This is a genomic window from Variovorax sp. GW821-FHT09D05 (assembly GCF_059416325.1).
Genome location: NZ_JBWKOZ010000001.1, coordinates 615,053 through 631,468, shown reverse-complemented (window position 1 = coordinate 631,468; position 16,416 = coordinate 615,053). Strand labels below are relative to the sequence as shown.

18 protein-coding genes are annotated in these 16,416 nt (G+C 66.8%); 5 read left to right on the top strand and 13 right to left on the bottom strand.

Features of this window, described 5'->3' with window-relative positions:
- Positions 1-6: 6 nt before the first annotated feature.
- From AC07O3_RS03035 to AC07O3_RS03000, 8 genes are read right to left on the bottom strand one after another with little or no spacing between them, the layout of a single operon-like run.
- Positions 7-609, bottom strand: coding sequence for a Maf family protein (locus AC07O3_RS03035; protein ID WP_426392960.1), 603 nt, complete (start codon positions 607-609; stop codon positions 7-9).
- A gap of 3 nt (positions 610-612) precedes the next feature.
- Positions 613-1,317 carry a phytanoyl-CoA dioxygenase family protein gene (locus AC07O3_RS03030; RefSeq protein ID WP_426392959.1) on the bottom strand — a complete coding sequence of 235 codons (705 nt, stop codon included), beginning with the start codon at positions 1,315-1,317 and terminating at the stop codon, positions 613-615.
- Positions 1,314-1,781, bottom strand: a complete 468-nt coding sequence (rlmH, locus tag AC07O3_RS03025; protein ID WP_426392957.1) for a 23S rRNA (pseudouridine(1915)-N(3))-methyltransferase RlmH — start codon at positions 1,779-1,781, stop codon at positions 1,314-1,316. The genes AC07O3_RS03030 and rlmH overlap by 4 nt, the downstream gene beginning before the upstream one ends.
- On the bottom strand, positions 1,778-2,440 hold the full coding sequence (gene rsfS, locus AC07O3_RS03020) for a ribosome silencing factor (protein WP_426392955.1): 663 nt from the start codon (positions 2,438-2,440) through the stop codon (positions 1,778-1,780). The genes rlmH and rsfS overlap by 4 nt, the downstream gene beginning before the upstream one ends.
- Complete coding sequence (gene nadD, locus AC07O3_RS03015) at positions 2,440-3,072, bottom strand: nicotinate (nicotinamide) nucleotide adenylyltransferase (protein WP_426392953.1); 633 nt, start codon at positions 3,070-3,072, stop codon at positions 2,440-2,442. Before nadD ends, rsfS begins: the two co-directional genes overlap by 1 nt.
- Positions 3,069-3,995, bottom strand: coding sequence for an oxygen-dependent coproporphyrinogen oxidase (hemF, locus tag AC07O3_RS03010; protein ID WP_495338539.1), 927 nt, complete (start codon positions 3,993-3,995; stop codon positions 3,069-3,071). Before hemF ends, nadD begins: the two co-directional genes overlap by 4 nt.
- Positions 3,995-5,293 carry a phosphoribosylamine--glycine ligase gene (gene purD, locus AC07O3_RS03005; protein ID WP_093054657.1) on the bottom strand — a complete coding sequence of 433 codons (1,299 nt, stop codon included), beginning with the start codon at positions 5,291-5,293 and terminating at the stop codon, positions 3,995-3,997. The genes hemF and purD overlap by 1 nt, the downstream gene beginning before the upstream one ends.
- 41 nt (positions 5,294-5,334) lie before the next feature.
- On the bottom strand, positions 5,335-6,060 hold the full coding sequence (locus tag AC07O3_RS03000; protein ID WP_056518292.1) for a YebC/PmpR family DNA-binding transcriptional regulator: 726 nt from the start codon (positions 6,058-6,060) through the stop codon (positions 5,335-5,337).
- Positions 6,061-6,179: 119 nt separating this feature from the next.
- Between AC07O3_RS03000 and AC07O3_RS02995 the strand changes: the two genes are divergently transcribed.
- From AC07O3_RS02995 to AC07O3_RS02980, 4 genes are read left to right on the top strand one after another with little or no spacing between them, the layout of a single operon-like run.
- Positions 6,180-6,968 (top strand): class I SAM-dependent methyltransferase, encoded by a 789-nt coding sequence (locus tag AC07O3_RS02995; protein ID WP_495338538.1) that lies wholly within the window; start codon positions 6,180-6,182, stop codon positions 6,966-6,968.
- Between the two features lie 2 nt (positions 6,969-6,970).
- A complete protein-coding gene (locus tag AC07O3_RS02990; protein ID WP_093054651.1) occupies positions 6,971-8,008 on the top strand; it encodes a chorismate transformation FkbO/Hyg5 family protein in 1,038 nt (345 codons plus the stop codon).
- 42 nt (positions 8,009-8,050) lie between these two features.
- Positions 8,051-8,848: a lysophospholipid acyltransferase family protein gene (locus tag AC07O3_RS02985; RefSeq protein WP_093054649.1), complete on the top strand. Its 798-nt coding sequence runs from the start codon at positions 8,051-8,053 to the stop codon at positions 8,846-8,848.
- The gene (locus AC07O3_RS02980; RefSeq protein WP_495338537.1) at positions 8,815-9,591 is read left to right on the top strand and encodes a glycosyltransferase family 2 protein; all 777 of its coding nucleotides are present in this window, start codon (positions 8,815-8,817) and stop codon (positions 9,589-9,591) included. The genes AC07O3_RS02985 and AC07O3_RS02980 overlap by 34 nt, the downstream gene beginning before the upstream one ends.
- A gap of 38 nt (positions 9,592-9,629) precedes the next feature.
- Here the strand turns inward: AC07O3_RS02980 and AC07O3_RS02975 are convergent, their stop codons facing one another.
- Genes AC07O3_RS02975 through macA form a run of 3 tightly spaced genes read right to left on the bottom strand, consistent with a single transcriptional unit; the run spans position 9,630 to position 14,162 of the window.
- On the bottom strand, positions 9,630-10,988 hold the full coding sequence (locus tag AC07O3_RS02975; protein WP_495338687.1) for an efflux transporter outer membrane subunit: 1,359 nt from the start codon (positions 10,986-10,988) through the stop codon (positions 9,630-9,632).
- Positions 10,989-11,007: 19 nt separating this feature from the next.
- Positions 11,008-12,999, bottom strand: a complete 1,992-nt coding sequence (macB, locus tag AC07O3_RS02970; RefSeq protein ID WP_495338536.1) for a macrolide ABC transporter ATP-binding protein/permease MacB — start codon at positions 12,997-12,999, stop codon at positions 11,008-11,010.
- Positions 12,996-14,162 (bottom strand): macrolide transporter subunit MacA, encoded by a 1,167-nt coding sequence (macA, locus tag AC07O3_RS02965; protein ID WP_426392946.1) that lies wholly within the window; start codon positions 14,160-14,162, stop codon positions 12,996-12,998. Before macA ends, macB begins: the two co-directional genes overlap by 4 nt.
- 255 nt (positions 14,163-14,417) lie before the next feature.
- On the opposite strand from macA, the gene AC07O3_RS02960 reads away from it, so the two are divergent.
- Positions 14,418-14,744, top strand: a complete 327-nt coding sequence (locus AC07O3_RS02960) for a hypothetical protein (RefSeq protein ID WP_426392944.1) — start codon at positions 14,418-14,420, stop codon at positions 14,742-14,744.
- A gap of 60 nt (positions 14,745-14,804) precedes the next feature.
- Here AC07O3_RS02960 and AC07O3_RS02955 read toward each other — a convergent pair whose 3' ends face one another.
- Entirely contained in the window at positions 14,805-15,308 is a 504-nt protein-coding gene (locus AC07O3_RS02955; protein ID WP_093054637.1) for a disulfide bond formation protein B, read from the bottom strand.
- Positions 15,305-16,402 (bottom strand): sulfate/molybdate ABC transporter ATP-binding protein, encoded by a 1,098-nt coding sequence (locus tag AC07O3_RS02950; protein WP_093173932.1) that lies wholly within the window; start codon positions 16,400-16,402, stop codon positions 15,305-15,307. The genes AC07O3_RS02955 and AC07O3_RS02950 overlap by 4 nt, the downstream gene beginning before the upstream one ends.
- Positions 16,403-16,416: the final 14 nt, after the last annotated feature.

The window sequence follows — 16,416 nt, the reverse complement described above, 5'->3', positions numbered from 1 at the left end:
GAATTCTCAAGTATTGAAACCGGCGTTTCGAAGCAGCCCTGCTGTCTCGAACATGGGGAGGCCCATGATGCCCGAATAGGACCCGCTGATGTGCTCGATGAACGCGGCCGCCGCGCCTTGAATGGCGTAGGCACCGGCCTTGCCCAGCGGCTCGCCGCTTTCCGCATAGCGGGCGATCTGGGCGTCTGTGATGTCGGCGAAGCGCACGCGCGACACGCTGAGCGCGGCGTGGCGTTGTGCGCCATGCTGCAGCGCAACGGCGGTCAGCACGCGGTGCGTGGCGCCTGAGAGCAATCGCAGCATGCGCGCCGCATCGGCCGCGTCTTCGGGCTTGCCGAGGATGGTGCGGCCGAGTGCGACCGTGGTGTCGGCGCAGAGCACCGGCGCGTCGGCAAGGTCTCGGCGTTGAAGCCGGGCCACGGCAGCATCGAGCTTCAGGGCCGTAACGCGCTGCACATACGTTGCAGGAGCCTCGTTGGGCAGCACGGCTTCGAGCGATTCGGCGTCTTCGTCGGCATCGGCCAGCAGCAGTTCGTGGCGCACGCCGAGTTGGCCGAGCAGTTGGGCGCGGCGTGGGCTCTGCGAAGCGAGGTAGATGAAGTCCGGCAAGGTTCAGTTCTCCTGAAGGGCCGGCTGCCCGCCGGCCACAGTACGGTTCCAGACCAGTCCGTGCGGCAGGCGCGCGGGTCCGAAAAGAAAGTGAAGGACTCGGCGACGAGCCGGTGACCGGGCGCGGGAGGACGCATGCAGCAGCAAGGGGCGCATCAGCAGGGCGTCGCCCCGTGCCGCCGTGCAGGCCGTCTCGCCGTGTTCGACGCGCAAGTCCTGCGCTTCGGCATCGCTCAGCCGTCCGGCGCGGTGGCTGCCCGATACGACGCGCAACGGCCCCGCATCCACGCCGCAATCATCCAGATGCACCCGCACGGCGAGCAGCGATCGCAACACGTCGACCGGCGGCTGCACATACGGCTCGCCCTCCTTGAGGACGGCAGGCATGCCGGCGCCCGAGGCGGGAATCGAGGTGTCCTGATGCAGCGCAACCAGCCAGTTCCTGTCGGCCGTCTTGTCGAAGAGCGTGCATTGCACGGCCACCGATGAAGCATCGAGCAGGCCCATGCCGACCAGCCGTGTTTTCAGCTGAACAGCAATCTCACTGCAGTGCGGCTGGGCCAAAAGGTTGCGGCTGCCTGCCGCCTGCCCCAGCCAATGGTCGAGCGACCGCGCGGTTGCGTCCAGCAGATCAAACGGCAACAGCGCCGGCAGCAGCGCATGGCCCTTCTCCTCGAGCAACGCGACCTGCCCGTCGGCGCTTGTCATTCGCGGTGGTAAGGATGACCCGCATTGACCGACCACGCCCGGTACAGCTGCTCGACCAGCAGCACCCGCGCCATCGCGTGCGGCAGCGTCAGGTCGGACAGGCGGATGCGTTCGTGGGCCGCGGCCTTGAAGGCCGGGTCGAGCCCGTCGGGCCCGCCGATGACCAGGGCGACGTCGTCGCCCTCGCCTTGCCAGGCCTGCAGGCGCGCGGCAAGCGCCTTGGTGGTCAGCGCCGTGCCGCGCTCGTCGAGCGCGACGACGCGCATGCCGCGCGCAATTGCGCCTTCGATGCGCTCGCGCTCCGCGGCGTACAGCGTTTCAAGCGACTTGGAGCCGCGCGGCTCGGTCTTGACTGCTCGCAGCTCGAGCTTGAGCTCGGGCGGGAAGCGCTTGGCGTAGTCGTCCCAGGCAGTCTGTGCCCAATCGGGCATGCGCTGCCCGACGGCGACCACCAGCAGCTTCATGCGCGGCGGGCTGGCGCCTTCCTGGCAGCCGTCGTCGTCTTCTTTGCAGCGGGCTTCTTGGCAGCGGGCTTGCCGACGACCTTGACCGGCACGCGCGCGGTGGTGGTCTTCCGGGCGGGCGCCTTCTTGGCAGCGGTTTTCTTGGCCGGGGTCTTCGCAGCCTTGGCTTCTTGTTCTGCCGCGCGGATCGCGGTCTTGGCAGCGCTGGAGCGGCGCAGCGTCGGCGTCTTGGTGGCCGGCTTCTTCTCTTCGGTGCCGACCTTCGATGCGGTGGCGACCGCGGGCTTCGCGCCGCCGAGCTTTGCACGCACCGGCTTGTCGCCCCAGATCTCTTCGAGGTGGTAGTACTGGCGGATGGCGGGCTGCATGATGTGCGCCACGGCCGCGCCGCAGTCCACGATGATCCACTCGCCGTTGTCCTCGCCCTCGATGCGCGGCTTGCCGAAACCGGCTTCGCGCACCGCGTCGCGCACGCTGGCGGCCAGCGCCTTCGTCTGGCGGTTGGAGGTGCCCGACGCCACGATCACGCGCTCGAAAAGCGGTGAAAGATGTTCTGTGTCGAATACCTGGATGTCCTGCGCCTTGACGTCTTCGAGACCATCGATGATGGCTCGCTGGAGTTTCTGGGTGTCTTTCTTGGCGGCGGCTTCAGTGGTCATCAGGCAGAGCGGTAGAGGTGGTGTTGGTCAATATAGCGTGCAACCGTGGGCGGAACCAGCGAGGAAATGTCCACGCCAAGCTCCGCGCGCCGCCGAATCTCGGTGGCGCTGTTGTTCATAGGTGGCAGTTCGAGCGCCTCGAAACGCGCGCCAGCCGGGAGGCCGGGAAGCATTTTCGGATCAAAACGAGCAGCGTTGCTCGTCGATAGTGCGCGATACGCTACAGAAACGATAGCAATGCCGAGTATATCCTGCCAGCCGTGCCAGGTCGGCAACGCGCTCGCCTGGTCGGCGCCCATGATCAGGACCAGCTGTGCGCCGGGCTGCTCGCGCTGCAGTTCGTGCAGGGTGTCGAGTGTGTAGGTGGGCCCGTCGCGCAGCACTTCGCGGCTGTCGATGACGACGGTGCCTTTCAGGTCAGCGAAGGCCAGCCGCGTCATCGCAAGGCGGTCTTCCTTCGGCGTGAGCGCCCTGCTCTTGTGCCATGCCTGCCCCGTGGGAATGACGTGCAGTTCGGCAAGATCGAGTTGCGCCAGCGCGGCTTCGGCTAGCGCGACATGGGCGTTGTGCGGCGGATCGAACGCGCCGCCGAAAACGCCGATGCGACGCACCGCAGTGCCGGAGCGGTTCACAACCAGTCGCGCCGCACGATGAAGTCGCTGTACAGCGCGGCTTCGGGGCTGCCCGGCTCGGGCTGCTGCTGGTAGGCCCAGCTGGCCAGCGGCGGCATCGACAGCAGGATCGATTCGGTACGCCCGCCCGACTGAAGGCCGAAGTGCGTGCCGCGGTCCCACACGAGGTTGAACTCGACGTAACGGCCGCGCCGATAGAGCTGGAAGCTGCGTTCGCGCTCCGAGTAAGGCGTGGCGCGGCGGCGCTCGACGATCGGCAGATACGCCGGCAAAAAGCCATCGCCCACCGAGCGAATCAGCGCGAAGCCGTTCTCGAAACCGCCCTCGGAAAAATCGTCGAAGAAGATGCCGCCGATGCCGCGCTGCTCGCCGCGATGCTTCAGGAAGAAATATTCGTCGCACCAGGTTTTGAAGCGCGGGTACTTGTCGTCGCCGAAAGGGGCGAGCGCGTCTCGGCACGTGGTGTGGAAATGCACCGCGTCTTCCTCGAAGCCGTAGCACGGCGTGAGGTCCATGCCGCCGCCGAACCAGCAGACCGGCTCGCCTCCTGCACCCTCTTTGGGCAGCGCAGCCAGCATGCGCACGTTCATGTGAACGATCGGCACGTAGGGGTTGCGCGGATGGAACACCAGCGACACGCCCATCGCTTCGAAAGGCGCGCCCGCCAACTCGGGCCGGTTCTGCGTGGCCGAGGGCGGCAGCTTCGGTCCGCGCACCTGCGAGAAGCCGCAGCCCGCGCGCTCGAACAGTTCACCGCCTTCAAGGATGCAGGTCAGCCCATGGCCCTGCAGCGGTTCGCCGGGCGCCTTCTGCCAGGCGTCTCGCACGCAGATGCCGCCGTCGGCCTTCTCGACCGCCGCGATGATCGACTGCTGCAGTCCGCGCAGGTACTCGCCGACCGCTGCCGGGTTGGTTTGCTGCATCAAGCGCCGTGGGTGTTGCGCGCGTGCACCGCGCGGAATCCGATGTCCTTGCGGTATTGAGCGCCGTCGAAGTTGACGCGCGCAGCAACCTCATAGGCCCGCTGCTGCGCCTGCTTCACGCTGTCGGCCAGCACGGTCACGCAGAGCACGCGCCCGCCGCTGGTCTTGAGCTCGCCGTTTTCCAGCGTCGTGCCGGCGTGGAACACCACGGCATCGGGCGCCTCGGCCGGAATGCCGGTGATGCGGTCGCCCTTGCGCGGCGACAGCGGGTAGCCGTGCGCGGCCATCACCACGCCCAGCGCCACGCGCCGGTCCCATTGCAGCTCGACCTGGTCGAGCGTGCCGTCGGTGGCGTGCCAGAACACCTCGAACAGGTCGGACTTCAGGCGCATCATGATCGGCTGCGTCTCGGGGTCGCCCATGCGGCAGTTGAATTCGAGCGTCTTGGGGTGGCCCGTGGCGTCGATCATCAGGCCGGCGTAGAGGAAGCCGGTGAACGGAATGCCGTCTTTCTCCATGCCGCGGATGGTCGGCAGGATGATCTCGCGCATGGCGCGCGCATGCACCTCGGCCGTGACCACCGGCGCGGGCGAATACGCCCCCATGCCACCGGTGTTGGGACCTTCGTCGTTGTCGAGCAGGCGCTTGTGGTCCTGGCTGGTGGCCAGTGCAGTGACGTTCTTGCCGTCGCACAGCACGATGAAGCTGGCTTCCTCGCCCTGCAGGAATTCTTCGATGACGACGCGCGCGCCGCCTTCGTTGTGCGACACGCCGAACTTGTTGTCGACCAGCATGAAGTCGACGGCCTCGTGCGCTTCCTCTGCGGTCATGGCAACCACCACGCCCTTGCCAGCCGCCAGGCCGTCGGCCTTGACGACGATGGGCGCGCCCTTGGCGTCGATGTACGCATGCGCCGCGGCGGCGTCGGTGAAAGCCTCGTACTCGGCGGTCGGGATCTTGTGGCGCTTCATGAAGGCCTTGGAGAAGGCCTTCGAGCTTTCGAGCTGGGCGGCCGCCTGCGTGGGGCCGAAGATGCGCAGGCCGTGCGCGCGGAACTCGTCCACCACGCCGGCAGCCAGCGGCGCCTCGGGGCCGACCACGGTCAGCGCGATCTTTTCTTTCATCGCCCATTCGCGCAGCGCGGCGGGCTCGGTGATGTCGACGCAGTCGTAGCGCTCGTCGGCTGCGGTGCCGCCGTTGCCCGGCGCCACGTACACACGGCTCACCCGGGCAGCCTGTGCCAGCCGCCATGCCAGAGCGTGTTCACGGCCCCCTCCCCCAATTACCAGTACCTTCATTCGCGGGCCTTCATTTCTCGCTGTGATTCAACAAACAACATTCATTCGGACAGCGAGGCGTTGTGATAAACGTCCTGCACGTCGTCCAGGTCCTCGAGCACATCGAGCAACTTCTGCATTCTTGCGGCGTCTTCGCCGGTCACGTCCACCGTGTTTTCGGCGCGCATGGTGACTTCGGCGGCGTCGGGCTTCAGGCCCGCGGCTTCGAGCGCGTTCTTCACGGCTTCGAAGTCGGCGACGGCGGTGATCACCTCGATGGCACCGTCGTCGTCGGTAACGACGTCTTCGGCGCCCGCCTCGAGCGCCACTTCCATCACCTTGTCTTCATTGGTGCCCGGCGCAAAGATGAACTGGCCGCAGTGCTTGAACTGGAAGGCCACCGAGCCCTCGGTGCCCATGTTGCCGCCGTGCTTGGAGAAGGCGTGGCGCACTTCGGCCACGGTGCGCACGCGGTTGTCGGTCATGGTGTCGACGATGATCGCCGCGCCACCGATGCCGTACCCTTCGTAACGAATTTCTTCGTAATTGACGCCTTCGAGGTTGCCCGTGGCCTTGTCGATGTTGCGCTTGATGGTGTCGATGGGCAGGTTCACCGCCTTGGCCTTTTCAACGGCCAGCCGCAGCCGGGGGTTGGAGCCCAGGTCGGCGCCACCGGCGCGGGCGGCCACTGTGATTTCGCGGATGGCGCGGGTCCAGAGCTTGCCCCGCTTCTCGTCCTGGCGGCCCTTCCGGTGCTGAATATTCGCCCACTTGCTATGTCCGGCCATGGCTTTCTATCTCGCTGTCCTGTGTTTTCTAAGCAGGCTCCGAGTTTACTGTCCGGCGCACACAACGCCCGCCCTGGGGCCCCGGAATTCGGGCCGGGGCTTTTGGTGATAATCGTTCGATGACGCCATCGCCTTCCGTCGGGCCCGGGAATCCCGACATCCTGCCGCCGCACGCCCCTTTGCCGCTGTACTACAAGACCGAGGCCGAGCATCAGGCGTTCCTGCTGCGCATCTTCGACAGCACGGCCGCGGACTACGACCGCATCGAGAGCGTGCTGGCCTTCGGCACCGGCCCCTCGTATCGCCGTGCTGCGCTGCGGGAAGCCGGCCTCTCGGCGGGCATGCAGGTGCTGGATGTGGGCATCGGCACCGGGCTCGTGGCCCGCGAGGCGCTGAAACTCATCGGCTCCACCGGCCAGCTCGTAGGCATCGACCCCAGCCCCGGCATGTTGGGCCAGGTCAAGCTGCCCGGCATCGAACTGGTGCGCGGCGTGGCCGAAGCCCTGCCCCGGCCCGATGCCAGCAGCGACTTCGTGAGCATGGGTTACGCCATGCGCCACATCAGCGACGTGGCGGCAGCCTTCAGCGAGTTCCATCGCGTGCTGCGCCCCGGCGGGCGGGTGGCGGTACTCGAAATCACCAAGCCCGAGGGCCGCTTCGCAACCGCGCTGCTCAAGGGCTACATGCGTGCCGTGGTGCCGCTGATCGCCCGCGTGGTCGGTCGCCAACGCAACACCTCGGAACTGTGGCGCTATTACTGGGACACGATCGAGGCCTGCATTCCGCCCAAGCGGGTGATGCAGGCGCTGGCCGACGCGGGTTTTCGCGACGTGCGCCGGCATGCGAGCCTCGGTGTCTTCTCTGCCTACACCGCCATCAAACCCGAACACACCGTCGAGGCCAGCTGATAGTGCGAGCTCAGGACGAAACCCCTTCTTCCCATCTGCGCGTCGAGCGCCTGTCGCTGCCGGCCAGCCTTGCGCTGGCTGTTGACGGCAAGGCGCCCTTCGCGGCGCTCGGCTACGGCACGCCGCACGGCGTGGCCTGGATGCCGACCGTCAACGCGCGCGTGCTGTCGGCAAACGGCGCCATGGCCGATGTGTGGCACGTGAGCCGTCCGCAACACGTCAAGTCGGGCACCACCGGCATCGCGCGCTGGCGCACCGACGGGCACTGGCTGCTCGGCGCCATCGACCTGGACGAAGCCACCGAAAAACAGGGCCTCGCCGAACTCGCGCACCGCGCCTACCGCGACCTCTTCAAGACGCTCGACCAGGCCGGCACGCCGCACCTGCAGCGCATCTGGAACTACCTGCCGCAGATCAACGCCGACGGCGGCGGGCTGGAGCGCTACCGCCAGTTCAATCTCGGCCGGCAGGAAGCGTTTCTCGAAGCCGGCCGCGCCGCCTTCGAGGGCGCGCCTGCGGCCTGTGCACTGGGCATCCACCAGGGCGCCCTGTCGATCCGCTTCCTGGCCGGCCAGCAGGCGCCGCTGCCGGTCGAGAACCCGCGTCAGGTTTCGGCCTACCGCTATCCCGAAACCTACGGCCCGCGCTCGCCGACCTTCTCGCGCGCCGCGCTGGCGGACATCGGCGACGGCAACATCGCCCTCTTCATCTCCGGCACTGCGAGCATCGTCGGCCACGAAACCGTGCACCACGGCGACGTGCTCGAGCAGACGCGCGAAACCCTGCGCAACTTGCAGGCGGTGATTGCCGCCGCCAACGAACGCGGCACCGCGAAGTTCTCGCTGGCCGAGCTCGATTGCGTGGTCTACGTGCGTCACCCGTCGGACACCGAAGCTGTACGCAGCATCATCGAAGGCACGCTCGGCGCCGACGCGCCGATGGCGCGCCACGCGGTGTACCTCGAAGCCGACATCTGCCGCAGCGACCTGCTGGTCGAGATCGAGGCCCACACGGTCGCAGCCGGCCTGCTACGGGCATGACCGGTCGTTGTCCGACCGCGCATTGCCCGATTGACTGATTCAATGACTCGCGTGCTGCGAATTCTCACGTCGATTCCGCTCGCGTTGATGCTCTACGCGCTGCTGCTGTTCCTGGGCCTGATCTCGCTGGTCTGGAACGTCGTCGCCATGCTGATCCACCCGATCATGCCGGCGGCGCCCGCGCGCGTGCTGGGACGCACGACCATCGCCTTCGCCTACCGCATGTTCTGGTGGCTGGCGTCGGTGACCGGCATGATGCGCATCGACGCCGCCTGCCTCGACCCGATGCGCAAGGAGCCCGGCGTGATCTTCGTGGCCAACCACCCGACCATGCTCGACGCGCTGCTGCTGGTGGCGCGGCTGCCCCGCAGTGCCTGCATCATGAAGGCCGACCTGATGGGCAACATCTTCCTGGGCGCGGGCGCCCGGCTGGCGCGCTACATCAGCAACAAGTCGGCCCGCACCATGGTGCGCCTTGCCGTGAACGACCTGCGCAACGGCGGGCAGCTGGTGATCTTTCCCGAGGGCACGCGCACGGTGACGCCGCCGCTCAATGCGTTCCGCCCCGGCACCACGCTGATCGCCAAGCTGGCGCAGGCGCCCATACAAACGGTGTTCATCGACACCGACTCGCCCTACCTCGCCAAGGGCTGGCCGCTATGGCGCGTGCCACCGCTTCCCATCGTCTTCACCCTGCGGATCGGCAAGCGCTTCTCGCCCACGCAGGACAGCGACGTGCTGCAGGCCGAGCTCGAACAATACTTCCGACAAAACCTGGAGCAGCGCGCCACCGACGCGTCCCCCGAATGCCAGACGCCTCGCGCACCCACCTTGTCCTGATCCCCAGCTACAACACCGGCGAGCGCCTGTTCTCGACCGTCACCGCGGCGCGCGCGCAGTGGAACCCGGTGTGGGTGGTGGTCGACGGCAGCGACGACGGCACGGGCGAGCGGCTGCAGCAGATGGCGGCCGGCGACCCGGGCCTGCGCGTGTGGGTGCTGCCGCAGAACCAGGGCAAGGGTTCGGCCGTGCTGCACGGCCTGCGCGCCGCGAAGGAAGCCGGTTTCACCCATGCGCTGACGATGGATTCCGACGGGCAGCATCCGGCGGACCTGATCCCCGAGTTCATGAAGGCCTCGCTGGCCCGCCCCGAGACGATGGTGCTCGGGCGACCGGTGTTCGACGCAAGCGCACCGCTGCTGCGCGTGCGCGGGCGGCGTGTGTCGAACGGGTGGACGCAGCTCGAAACGCTGTTCGCCGGCGTGGGCGATTCGCTCTACGGCTTTCGCGTGTATCCGGTGACGGACCTGATCGCCGTCATGGAGCGGCAGCCATGGATGCGGCGCTTCGACTTCGACACTGAGGCTGTCGTGCGGCTGGCATGGCGCGGCGTCAAGCCCGTGAACATCGATGCGCCGGTGAAGTACCTGACGGCGGAGGAAGGCGGGGTTTCGCACTTCCGCTATGGGCGCGACAACGTGCTGCTTACCTGGATGCACGCGCGGCTGATGGTCGAGTTCGTGTTGCGGCTGCCTGGGCTGGTGTTTCGCAAGCTGGCGAAGAAGGCGCCGTTTCAGGACTGACGACGCTTGCTCGCTGATTTGGGTAGACCCCACTCACCCTACAGCGCGATAGCTGCCCCGCCCAGCGCCTTGTACAAGGTCATCGTCGCATTGAGCTGGTTCAACCGGTTCTGGGCCAGCGACACCTCGGCCGTGCGGCGCCGGTCCTTGGCATCAAGTACCGGCTGCAACGCGGTCGCCCCAGCACGGTAGCGCACCTCCGACAACCGCTCCGCACGCTGCGCCTCGTGCAGGGCCAGCACCAGTTTTTCGCTCTCGTCGCGCAGTTGCGTGCGTGACGACAACGCGTTCTCGACCTCCGACAACGCCGTGTAGAGCGACTGCCGGAAACCCACCACCGCCTCTTCGTACTGCGTCTGCGACACGGCCACAGTCAGCCGCGCAGTGTTCCATTGCAAGAACGGCAACGCCAACCCTGCGCCAAGCGTGGCCACAGGGTTCTTCAGCAATTCGCCCAGCGCAGTGCTCGACGTGCCCAGCGACCCCGTCAGGCTCAGCGCCGGATAGAACCCGGTGCGCGTGGCGTCGACATTCGCCAGTGCACCGCGCAGCCGTTGCTCGGCCGCGCGCAGGTCCGGGCGGCGACCCAGCAGGCTCGCGGGTACGCCGGCATCGATGACCGGCAAGGCTATGTCTGGCAACCGCGCGGGCTCGACGGCCATCGACTCCGGCGGCTGGTCGAACAGAATCGCCAGCGCGTTGCGCGCCTCGACACGCTGCTGAAGCAATTGCGTATGCGCCGCCTCCTGCGTCGCGAGGTTCTGACCTGCCTGCGCCACGTCCAGCCCCGACACGGCGCCCGCCGCGTACTTCACCCGCACCAGTGCGAGGATGCGTCGGCCGTCTTCCATGCCCGCTTCGCTCAGCGCGATGCGCTGGTTCAGGTAGCCGGTCTGCCAATAGAGCCCCGCCGTAGTGCCGACGAGCGCCAGCGCAGTGGCCTGGCGGTCGGATTCGGTGGCCTTCAGCTCCCAGTCGGCGGCGCTGCGCTGCGCCGAGAGTCGGCCCCACAGGTCGAGCTCGTAGCTCAGCGTCACCAGCGAGCTCGATGCGGAACCGGCCACGCCGCCGCGCTTCAGGTCATAGCTGCGGCTGGTGCTGGCCTGCCCCACCACGCTGGGCGTGAGGTTCGTGTTCGCCAAACCAGCCTGCAATTGCGCACGCTGCACGCGAATGCCCGCCGCCGCCAGGTCGTTGTTGGTATGCAGCGCGCTGTCGATCAGCCGGTCGAGCTGCGGATCGTTGAACGCCGTCCACCAGTTGGCGGACAGCATCGCCGCCGCACTCCCCGCTCCCGGCGACTGCTGCCAGCCCTGCGGCACCTCCAGCGGCCGCTGCGCCCGCTGCTCAGGCTGGAACAGGGTGCACCCGCCGAGCACCAGCACGGCAACAGCCATCGCGGAAAGAACGCGTGCCCTACTCACGAGCCAGCGCCTCGATCGGGTCCAGCCGCGCCGCGTTGCGCGCCGGCAGATAGCCGAACAGCACGCCGATCAGCGACGCGCACAAGAACGCCGACACCACGGCGCCCATCGAAAAGATCATTTGCCATTGCTTGACGAAAAGCGAAAACAGAAAGCTGATGCCATACGACAGCGTCACGCCGATCAACCCGCCCACCAGGCACACCAGCACCGCCTCGGTCAGGAACTGTTGCAGCACGTCGCTCTGGCGCGCGCCCACCGCCATGCGAATACCGATCTCGCGGGTGCGCTCGGTCACGGACACCAGCATGATGTTCATCACACCGATGCCGCCCACCACCAGCGAGATCACGGCAATGAGCGACAGCAGCAGCGTGAGCGACTGGCTGGTGCGCTCGGCCGTCTTCACGATGCTGTCCATGTTGAAGGTGAAGAAATCCTTGCTGCCGTGGCGCAGCGTGAGCAGCTTGACCACGCTGTCTTCAGCGGCCTTGGTCGGCTGGTCGTCGCGGATGCGCACCGTGATGTTGTCGAAGTGCTGCTGCCCGAAGAGCCTGCTTGCGCCCGTGCTGTAGGGCAGCCAGATGTTGAGCGACTTGTTCTCGCCGAACATGCTCTTCTTTTCCTGCGATACGCCGATCACCGTGCACGGCAGGTTGCCCACCAGGATGATCTTGCCCACCGCCTCGGCGCCGTCAGGGAACAGCTTGCGCCGCGTGTTCTGGTCGATCACCACCACCTGCGACTGGTGGCGCACGTCGCTCGCCGTAAAGGCTGCGCCGCTGGCCATCTGGATGTCGCGCACACGAAAGAAACTGTCGCTCACGCCGTTCACCGTGCCGTTGATGTCGACGCTGCGGTAGCGCAGCCGCAGGCTGCGCGAGGTCGAGGGCGTCACGCTGTGCACATAGGGCTGCGCGGCGAGTGCGTCGAGGTCGGACGGTATCAGCGTGCGGATGCTCGAGGCCTTGTCGTCGCCGAAGTCGCGGCCCGGGTACACGTCGAGCGTGTTGGTGCCGATGGCACGGATGTCCGACAGCACGAAGCGCTTGGCACCCTCCCCGATGGCCACGATCGACACCACCGAGGTAATGCCGATGACGATGCCCAGCATGGTGAGCGCGGTGCGCATGCGGTGCGCCATCATCGAACGCCAGGCCATGCGGAAGGCTTCTGCAAAGCGGGCCCAGCTGGTGCTGAAGCGCGCAATGCCCAGCTTGGGCTTCGTCATCGCCTCGGGAATTGGCGCGTCGGGCTGCACGGCCTGCGCAGGCGCCACCACCGTGGGCACGTTGGGCCGGTCGCCCACGATCACGCCATCGGCAATCTCGATGATGCGTTCGGTGCAGCTCGCCACCTGCATGTCGTGCGTCACGATGATGATGGTGTGCCCTTGCGCATGCAGCTCGCGCAGGATGCCGATCACCTCCTGGCCGCTCCTGCTGTCGAGTGCACCGGTCGGCTCGTCGGCCAGGATCACCTGCCCGCCGTTCATCAACGCGCGCGCAATGCTCACCCGCTGCTGCTGGCCGCCGGAGAGCTGGCTTGGCCGGTGCTCGGTGCGGTCGCCAAGTCCGAGCCGCACCAGCAACTGGCGCGCACGCGTGTCGCGCGCCTCGCCGTCGGTGCCGGCATACACGGCGGGCACCTCGACGTTGCCGGTCGCCGTCAGGTGCGGCATCAGGTGGTAGCGCTGGAAGATGAAGCCGAAATGCTCGCGCCGCAACTGGGCCAGCGCATCGCTGTCGAGCGTGCCCACGTCCTGGCCCGAGACGATGTAGGTACCGGTGCTCGGCCGGTCGAGGCAACCGAGGATGTTCATCAGCGTCGACTTGCCCGAGCCCGAGGCGCCGACGATGGCCAGCATTTCGCCGTTGCCGATGTCGAGGTTGACGTCTTTCAGTACCTGCACTTCCTGTTCGCCCGAAGGAAAGCTGCGGCCGATGCCGCGCAGGGTCAGCAGCGGCTGCTTTTCCTGCGTCATGGGCGCTTGCCCCGTCCGCCGCCGCCGTCTCCGCTTTCGCCCCGCTCCAGAACAGCCGAGGCATCGCCCGTGATGACGTTGTCGCCCTCTTTCAAACCTTCGAGCACCTGGGCCTGGAAGTTGTTGGAGATGCCCACGCGCACCTGCCGTTTTTCCACGGTCTGGTCGGCCTTGAGCACGCGCACTTCCTGGCGGCCGTCCTTGTCGCGCGGACCCAATGCGGTCAGCGGCACTGTCAGCGCCTGCTTGGCCTCGCCCAGCAGGATGGCCACCTGCGCCGTCATGTCCACGCGCAGCGTGCGCTCGGGGTTGGGCACGTCGAACAGCGCGTTGAAGAACACGGCGTTGTTGATCTTCTCAGGCGAAGGCTGCACCGCGCGCAGCGTGCCGTGGTAGCGCTTGTCGGGGTCGCCGAGGATGGTGAAGTACACCGGCTGCCCTGGCTTCACACGCACCACGTCGGCTTCGGACACCTGCGCCTTCACGGTCATGGTCGACAGGTCGGCCAGTTTCATCAGCGTGGGCACCTGGAAGGCGGCGACCACGGTCTGGCCTTCGAGCGTGCTGATGGAAACCACGTCGCCGTCGATGGGCGCGATGATTCGCGTGTACGAGAGATTCGTCTGCGCCGAGGCCACGGCCAGCTTCTGCTGGCGGATCTGCGCTTCGAGCGACACCAGGTCGGCACGCAGCGCGCGCAGCTCGGCGTCGGCGCTTTCCATGTCCTGCTTGGCGGCGGCGTCCTGCGCGAGCATTTCCTGCTGCCGCGTCCAGGTGAGCTGGGCCTGCCTGATGCGCACTTCCTTCGCGAGCTTCTGCGCCTGCAGGTTGTCGAGCTTGGCCTGCTCCTGCGCGAAGGTGTTCTGCGAGATGACGGGGTCGATCTCGGCGAGCCAGTCGCCCTTCTTCACGGTCTGCCCCAGCACCACCTTCAGCGACTTGAGCTGGCCGCTGACCTGTGCACCCACCTCGACCTGCTTGAGCGCCTGCAGCACGCCTGTGGCGAGCACCGCGTTTTCGAGGTCGGTGCGTTGCACGGCGGCGGTGAGGTATTCGGCCTTCTTGCCCGGGCTGAGCCAGAAAGAGGCGACGACCGCCAGCACGACGAGAACGGCAATGCCGATGACTAGTTTGCGTGATCGCCTGGGTTGTGTAGTGGGCATGCGGGGGAAATCAGGAAGACGCTGCGCGGCGAGTCGACTGCGCGGAAGGGGCACGGAACCACGAGGTCCGGTGTCATCCTAGCCGCGTTTACTGAAGATTCTTTAAAGGCCCACGGGCGATCGACAAACCGATTCGCAGCGTTACGAGCGCGTGACTTTCGGCACTGGCACGACAGCTTTGGGCGTCCTACATTTTTTCGGATGCGTGGCGCGTTGCCACGCATAAACCGATAGTTCTAGGAAGGGAAAACGACCATGAAATTCCAACAGTCGAACACTCTGCGCCACGTGGCACTGGCCGGTGCGATCACCGCCGCGATGGCCTTCAGCTGCGCGGCCGGTGCCGCCAACACGAAGGCAGACACACCCGAGGCGCAGTCGCCGCTGACGTTCACCACGCCAGTGCGCAGCCCCGAAGCCAGCGCCCCGCTGGGCCTTGCGAGCATCAGCAGCGACGTCAAGCCGACGGCGGCTCAGCCGGTGAACATGGCGATGGTCAGCAGCTGCGCCGAACGCTGGTACTGGCGCAGCCTGCTCGAAGAAATGGGATGCGGCTTTTCGGGCCAAGGCTGGTTCAACTGACGCGAACCCGCCCTCTTGGGCACGCTGCCCGCGGTGGGGCGGCGTTGCCTCTTTCGCCACTCAGCGCGCGCGGCGCGAGCGCACGAGCAGCGTGATGAGCAGCAGCGAGAGAACCACGAACGCGATAAACGACCAGTTCGCCAGCGTCAGGCCGAACAGCGACCAGTCAATCTTCGAGCAGTCGCCGCCGCCGCGAAAGATCATCGGCAGCGCACGCTTCAGCGGAAAGGTTTCGATCATCCCGTAGAGGTCGCGCCCACAGGAAACGACTTCAGGCGGATACCACTGCAGCCAGCTCTGCGAGGCCGCCGTGTAGGCGCCGCCCACCGCGGCCACCAGCGCCAGCAATCCACCCACGACCCGGAGGCCCACGTTGCGGAACACGCCGGCCAGGCCGGTGAAGAGTGCCACCAGCACCAGCGCATACCGCTGCACGATGCACATGGGACAGGGTTCGAGCCCGACCACGTGCTGCAGGTAGAGCCCGAAGGCCAGCATGAGAACACAGGCCAGGCAGATCAGCCCGAACGCGCGGCGCGGCGCGCCGAAGTACCAATCGATCAAGGAGATACCCAATCTTCTTCTACGAACACCCTGGCCTTGCGCGGGTTGGCGACGACGGTGTCGCCTTCCTTCAAGCCCAAGTCACGGAACTGTTGCGCAGGGAGTTGCGCCTCGATGATGGTTCCGGAGCCCGGATTATCTGGATTCGATTCGGTGGGCTCAAGTTCCAGCCGCGCGATGGGTCCGACGACGATTGCCCGCGACAGCGTGGCAACGATGCCCGAAGCGCCGGCCACATAGCGTGTCACATCGATGTCATGCGGGCGCACATAAGCGCGCGCCTTGGCGTCGCGCGCGCCGCTGTGCTCGGGTGAATCGAGGCGCATGCCGTCGAGCTGCACCGCGCCGTTGTCAGCCCGGCCATGGAACAGGTTCACGTCGCCCAGGAAGCCGTAGACGAACGGGCTGGCCGGCTGGTCCCACACTTCCTGCGGCGAGCCGACCTGTTCGATCTGCCCCTTGTTGATGACCACCACGCGGTCGGCCACTTCGAGCGCTTCTTCCTGGTCGTGCGTGACGAAGATCGAGGTCACGTGCAGTTCGTCGTGCAGCCGGCGCAGCCAGCGGCGCAGTTCCTTGCGCACCTTGGCGTCGAGCGCACCGAAGGGCTCGTCGAGCAGCAGCACCTTGGGCTCCACCGCCAGTGCGCGAGCCAGCGCAATGCGCTGCCGCTGGCCGCCGGAAAGCTGCGAAGGATAGCGGTCGGCCAGCCAGTCGAGCTGCACCAGCTTGAGCAGGTCGGTCACCTTCTGCCTGATCTGCGCGTCGCTCGGGCGCTCCTTGCGCGGCTTCACGCGCAGGCCGAAGGCCACGTTCTCAAACACGGTCATGTGACGGAACAGTGCGTAGTGCTGAAACACGAAGCCCACCTGCCGCTCGCGCACGTGCACGTCGGTGGTGTCCTCGCCCGAGAACAAAATGCTGCCGGCGTCGGCCGTTTCCAGCCCCGCGATGATGCGCAGCAGCGTGGTCTTGCCGCAGCCCGAGGGGCCGAGCAGCGCGACCAGTTCGCCCGACTCCACGTCGAGGTTCACGTCGCGCAGCGCGCGGAAGTCGCCGAACTGCTTGCTGATGTTGCGGATTTCGATGCTCATGATCTTGTTCTTTC

What these genes read in the sequence shown, in the direction of transcription:
- hemF (WP_495338539.1), bottom strand. Translation starts at nt 3,995, where the DNA reads ATGCAGCAAACCAACCCGGCAGCGGTCGGCGAGTACCTGCGCGGACTG.
- rsfS (WP_426392955.1), bottom strand. Translation starts at nt 2,440, where the DNA reads ATGACCACTGAAGCCGCCGCCAAGAAAGACACCCAGAAACTCCAGCGA.
- macB (WP_495338536.1), bottom strand. Translation starts at nt 12,999, where the DNA reads ATGACGCAGGAAAAGCAGCCGCTGCTGACCCTGCGCGGCATCGGCCGC.
- AC07O3_RS02975 (WP_495338687.1), bottom strand. Translation starts at nt 10,988, where the DNA reads ATGGCTGTTGCCGTGCTGGTGCTCGGCGGGTGCACCCTGTTCCAGCCT.
- AC07O3_RS02960 (WP_426392944.1), top strand. Translation starts at nt 14,418, where the DNA reads ATGAAATTCCAACAGTCGAACACTCTGCGCCACGTGGCACTGGCCGGT.
- rlmH (WP_426392957.1), bottom strand. Translation starts at nt 1,781, where the DNA reads ATGAAGCTGCTGGTGGTCGCCGTCGGGCAGCGCATGCCCGATTGGGCA.
- AC07O3_RS02985 (WP_093054649.1), top strand. Translation starts at nt 8,051, where the DNA reads ATGACTCGCGTGCTGCGAATTCTCACGTCGATTCCGCTCGCGTTGATG.
- macA (WP_426392946.1), bottom strand. Translation starts at nt 14,162, where the DNA reads ATGCCCACTACACAACCCAGGCGATCACGCAAACTAGTCATCGGCATT.
- AC07O3_RS03030 (WP_426392959.1), bottom strand. Translation starts at nt 1,317, where the DNA reads ATGACAAGCGCCGACGGGCAGGTCGCGTTGCTCGAGGAGAAGGGCCAT.
- AC07O3_RS02995 (WP_495338538.1), top strand. Translation starts at nt 6,180, where the DNA reads ATGACGCCATCGCCTTCCGTCGGGCCCGGGAATCCCGACATCCTGCCG.
- AC07O3_RS02950 (WP_093173932.1), bottom strand. Translation starts at nt 16,402, where the DNA reads ATGAGCATCGAAATCCGCAACATCAGCAAGCAGTTCGGCGACTTCCGC.
- AC07O3_RS03000 (WP_056518292.1), bottom strand. Translation starts at nt 6,060, where the DNA reads ATGGCCGGACATAGCAAGTGGGCGAATATTCAGCACCGGAAGGGCCGC.
- AC07O3_RS02980 (WP_495338537.1), top strand. Translation starts at nt 8,815, where the DNA reads ATGCCAGACGCCTCGCGCACCCACCTTGTCCTGATCCCCAGCTACAAC.
- purD (WP_093054657.1), bottom strand. Translation starts at nt 5,293, where the DNA reads ATGAAGGTACTGGTAATTGGGGGAGGGGGCCGTGAACACGCTCTGGCA.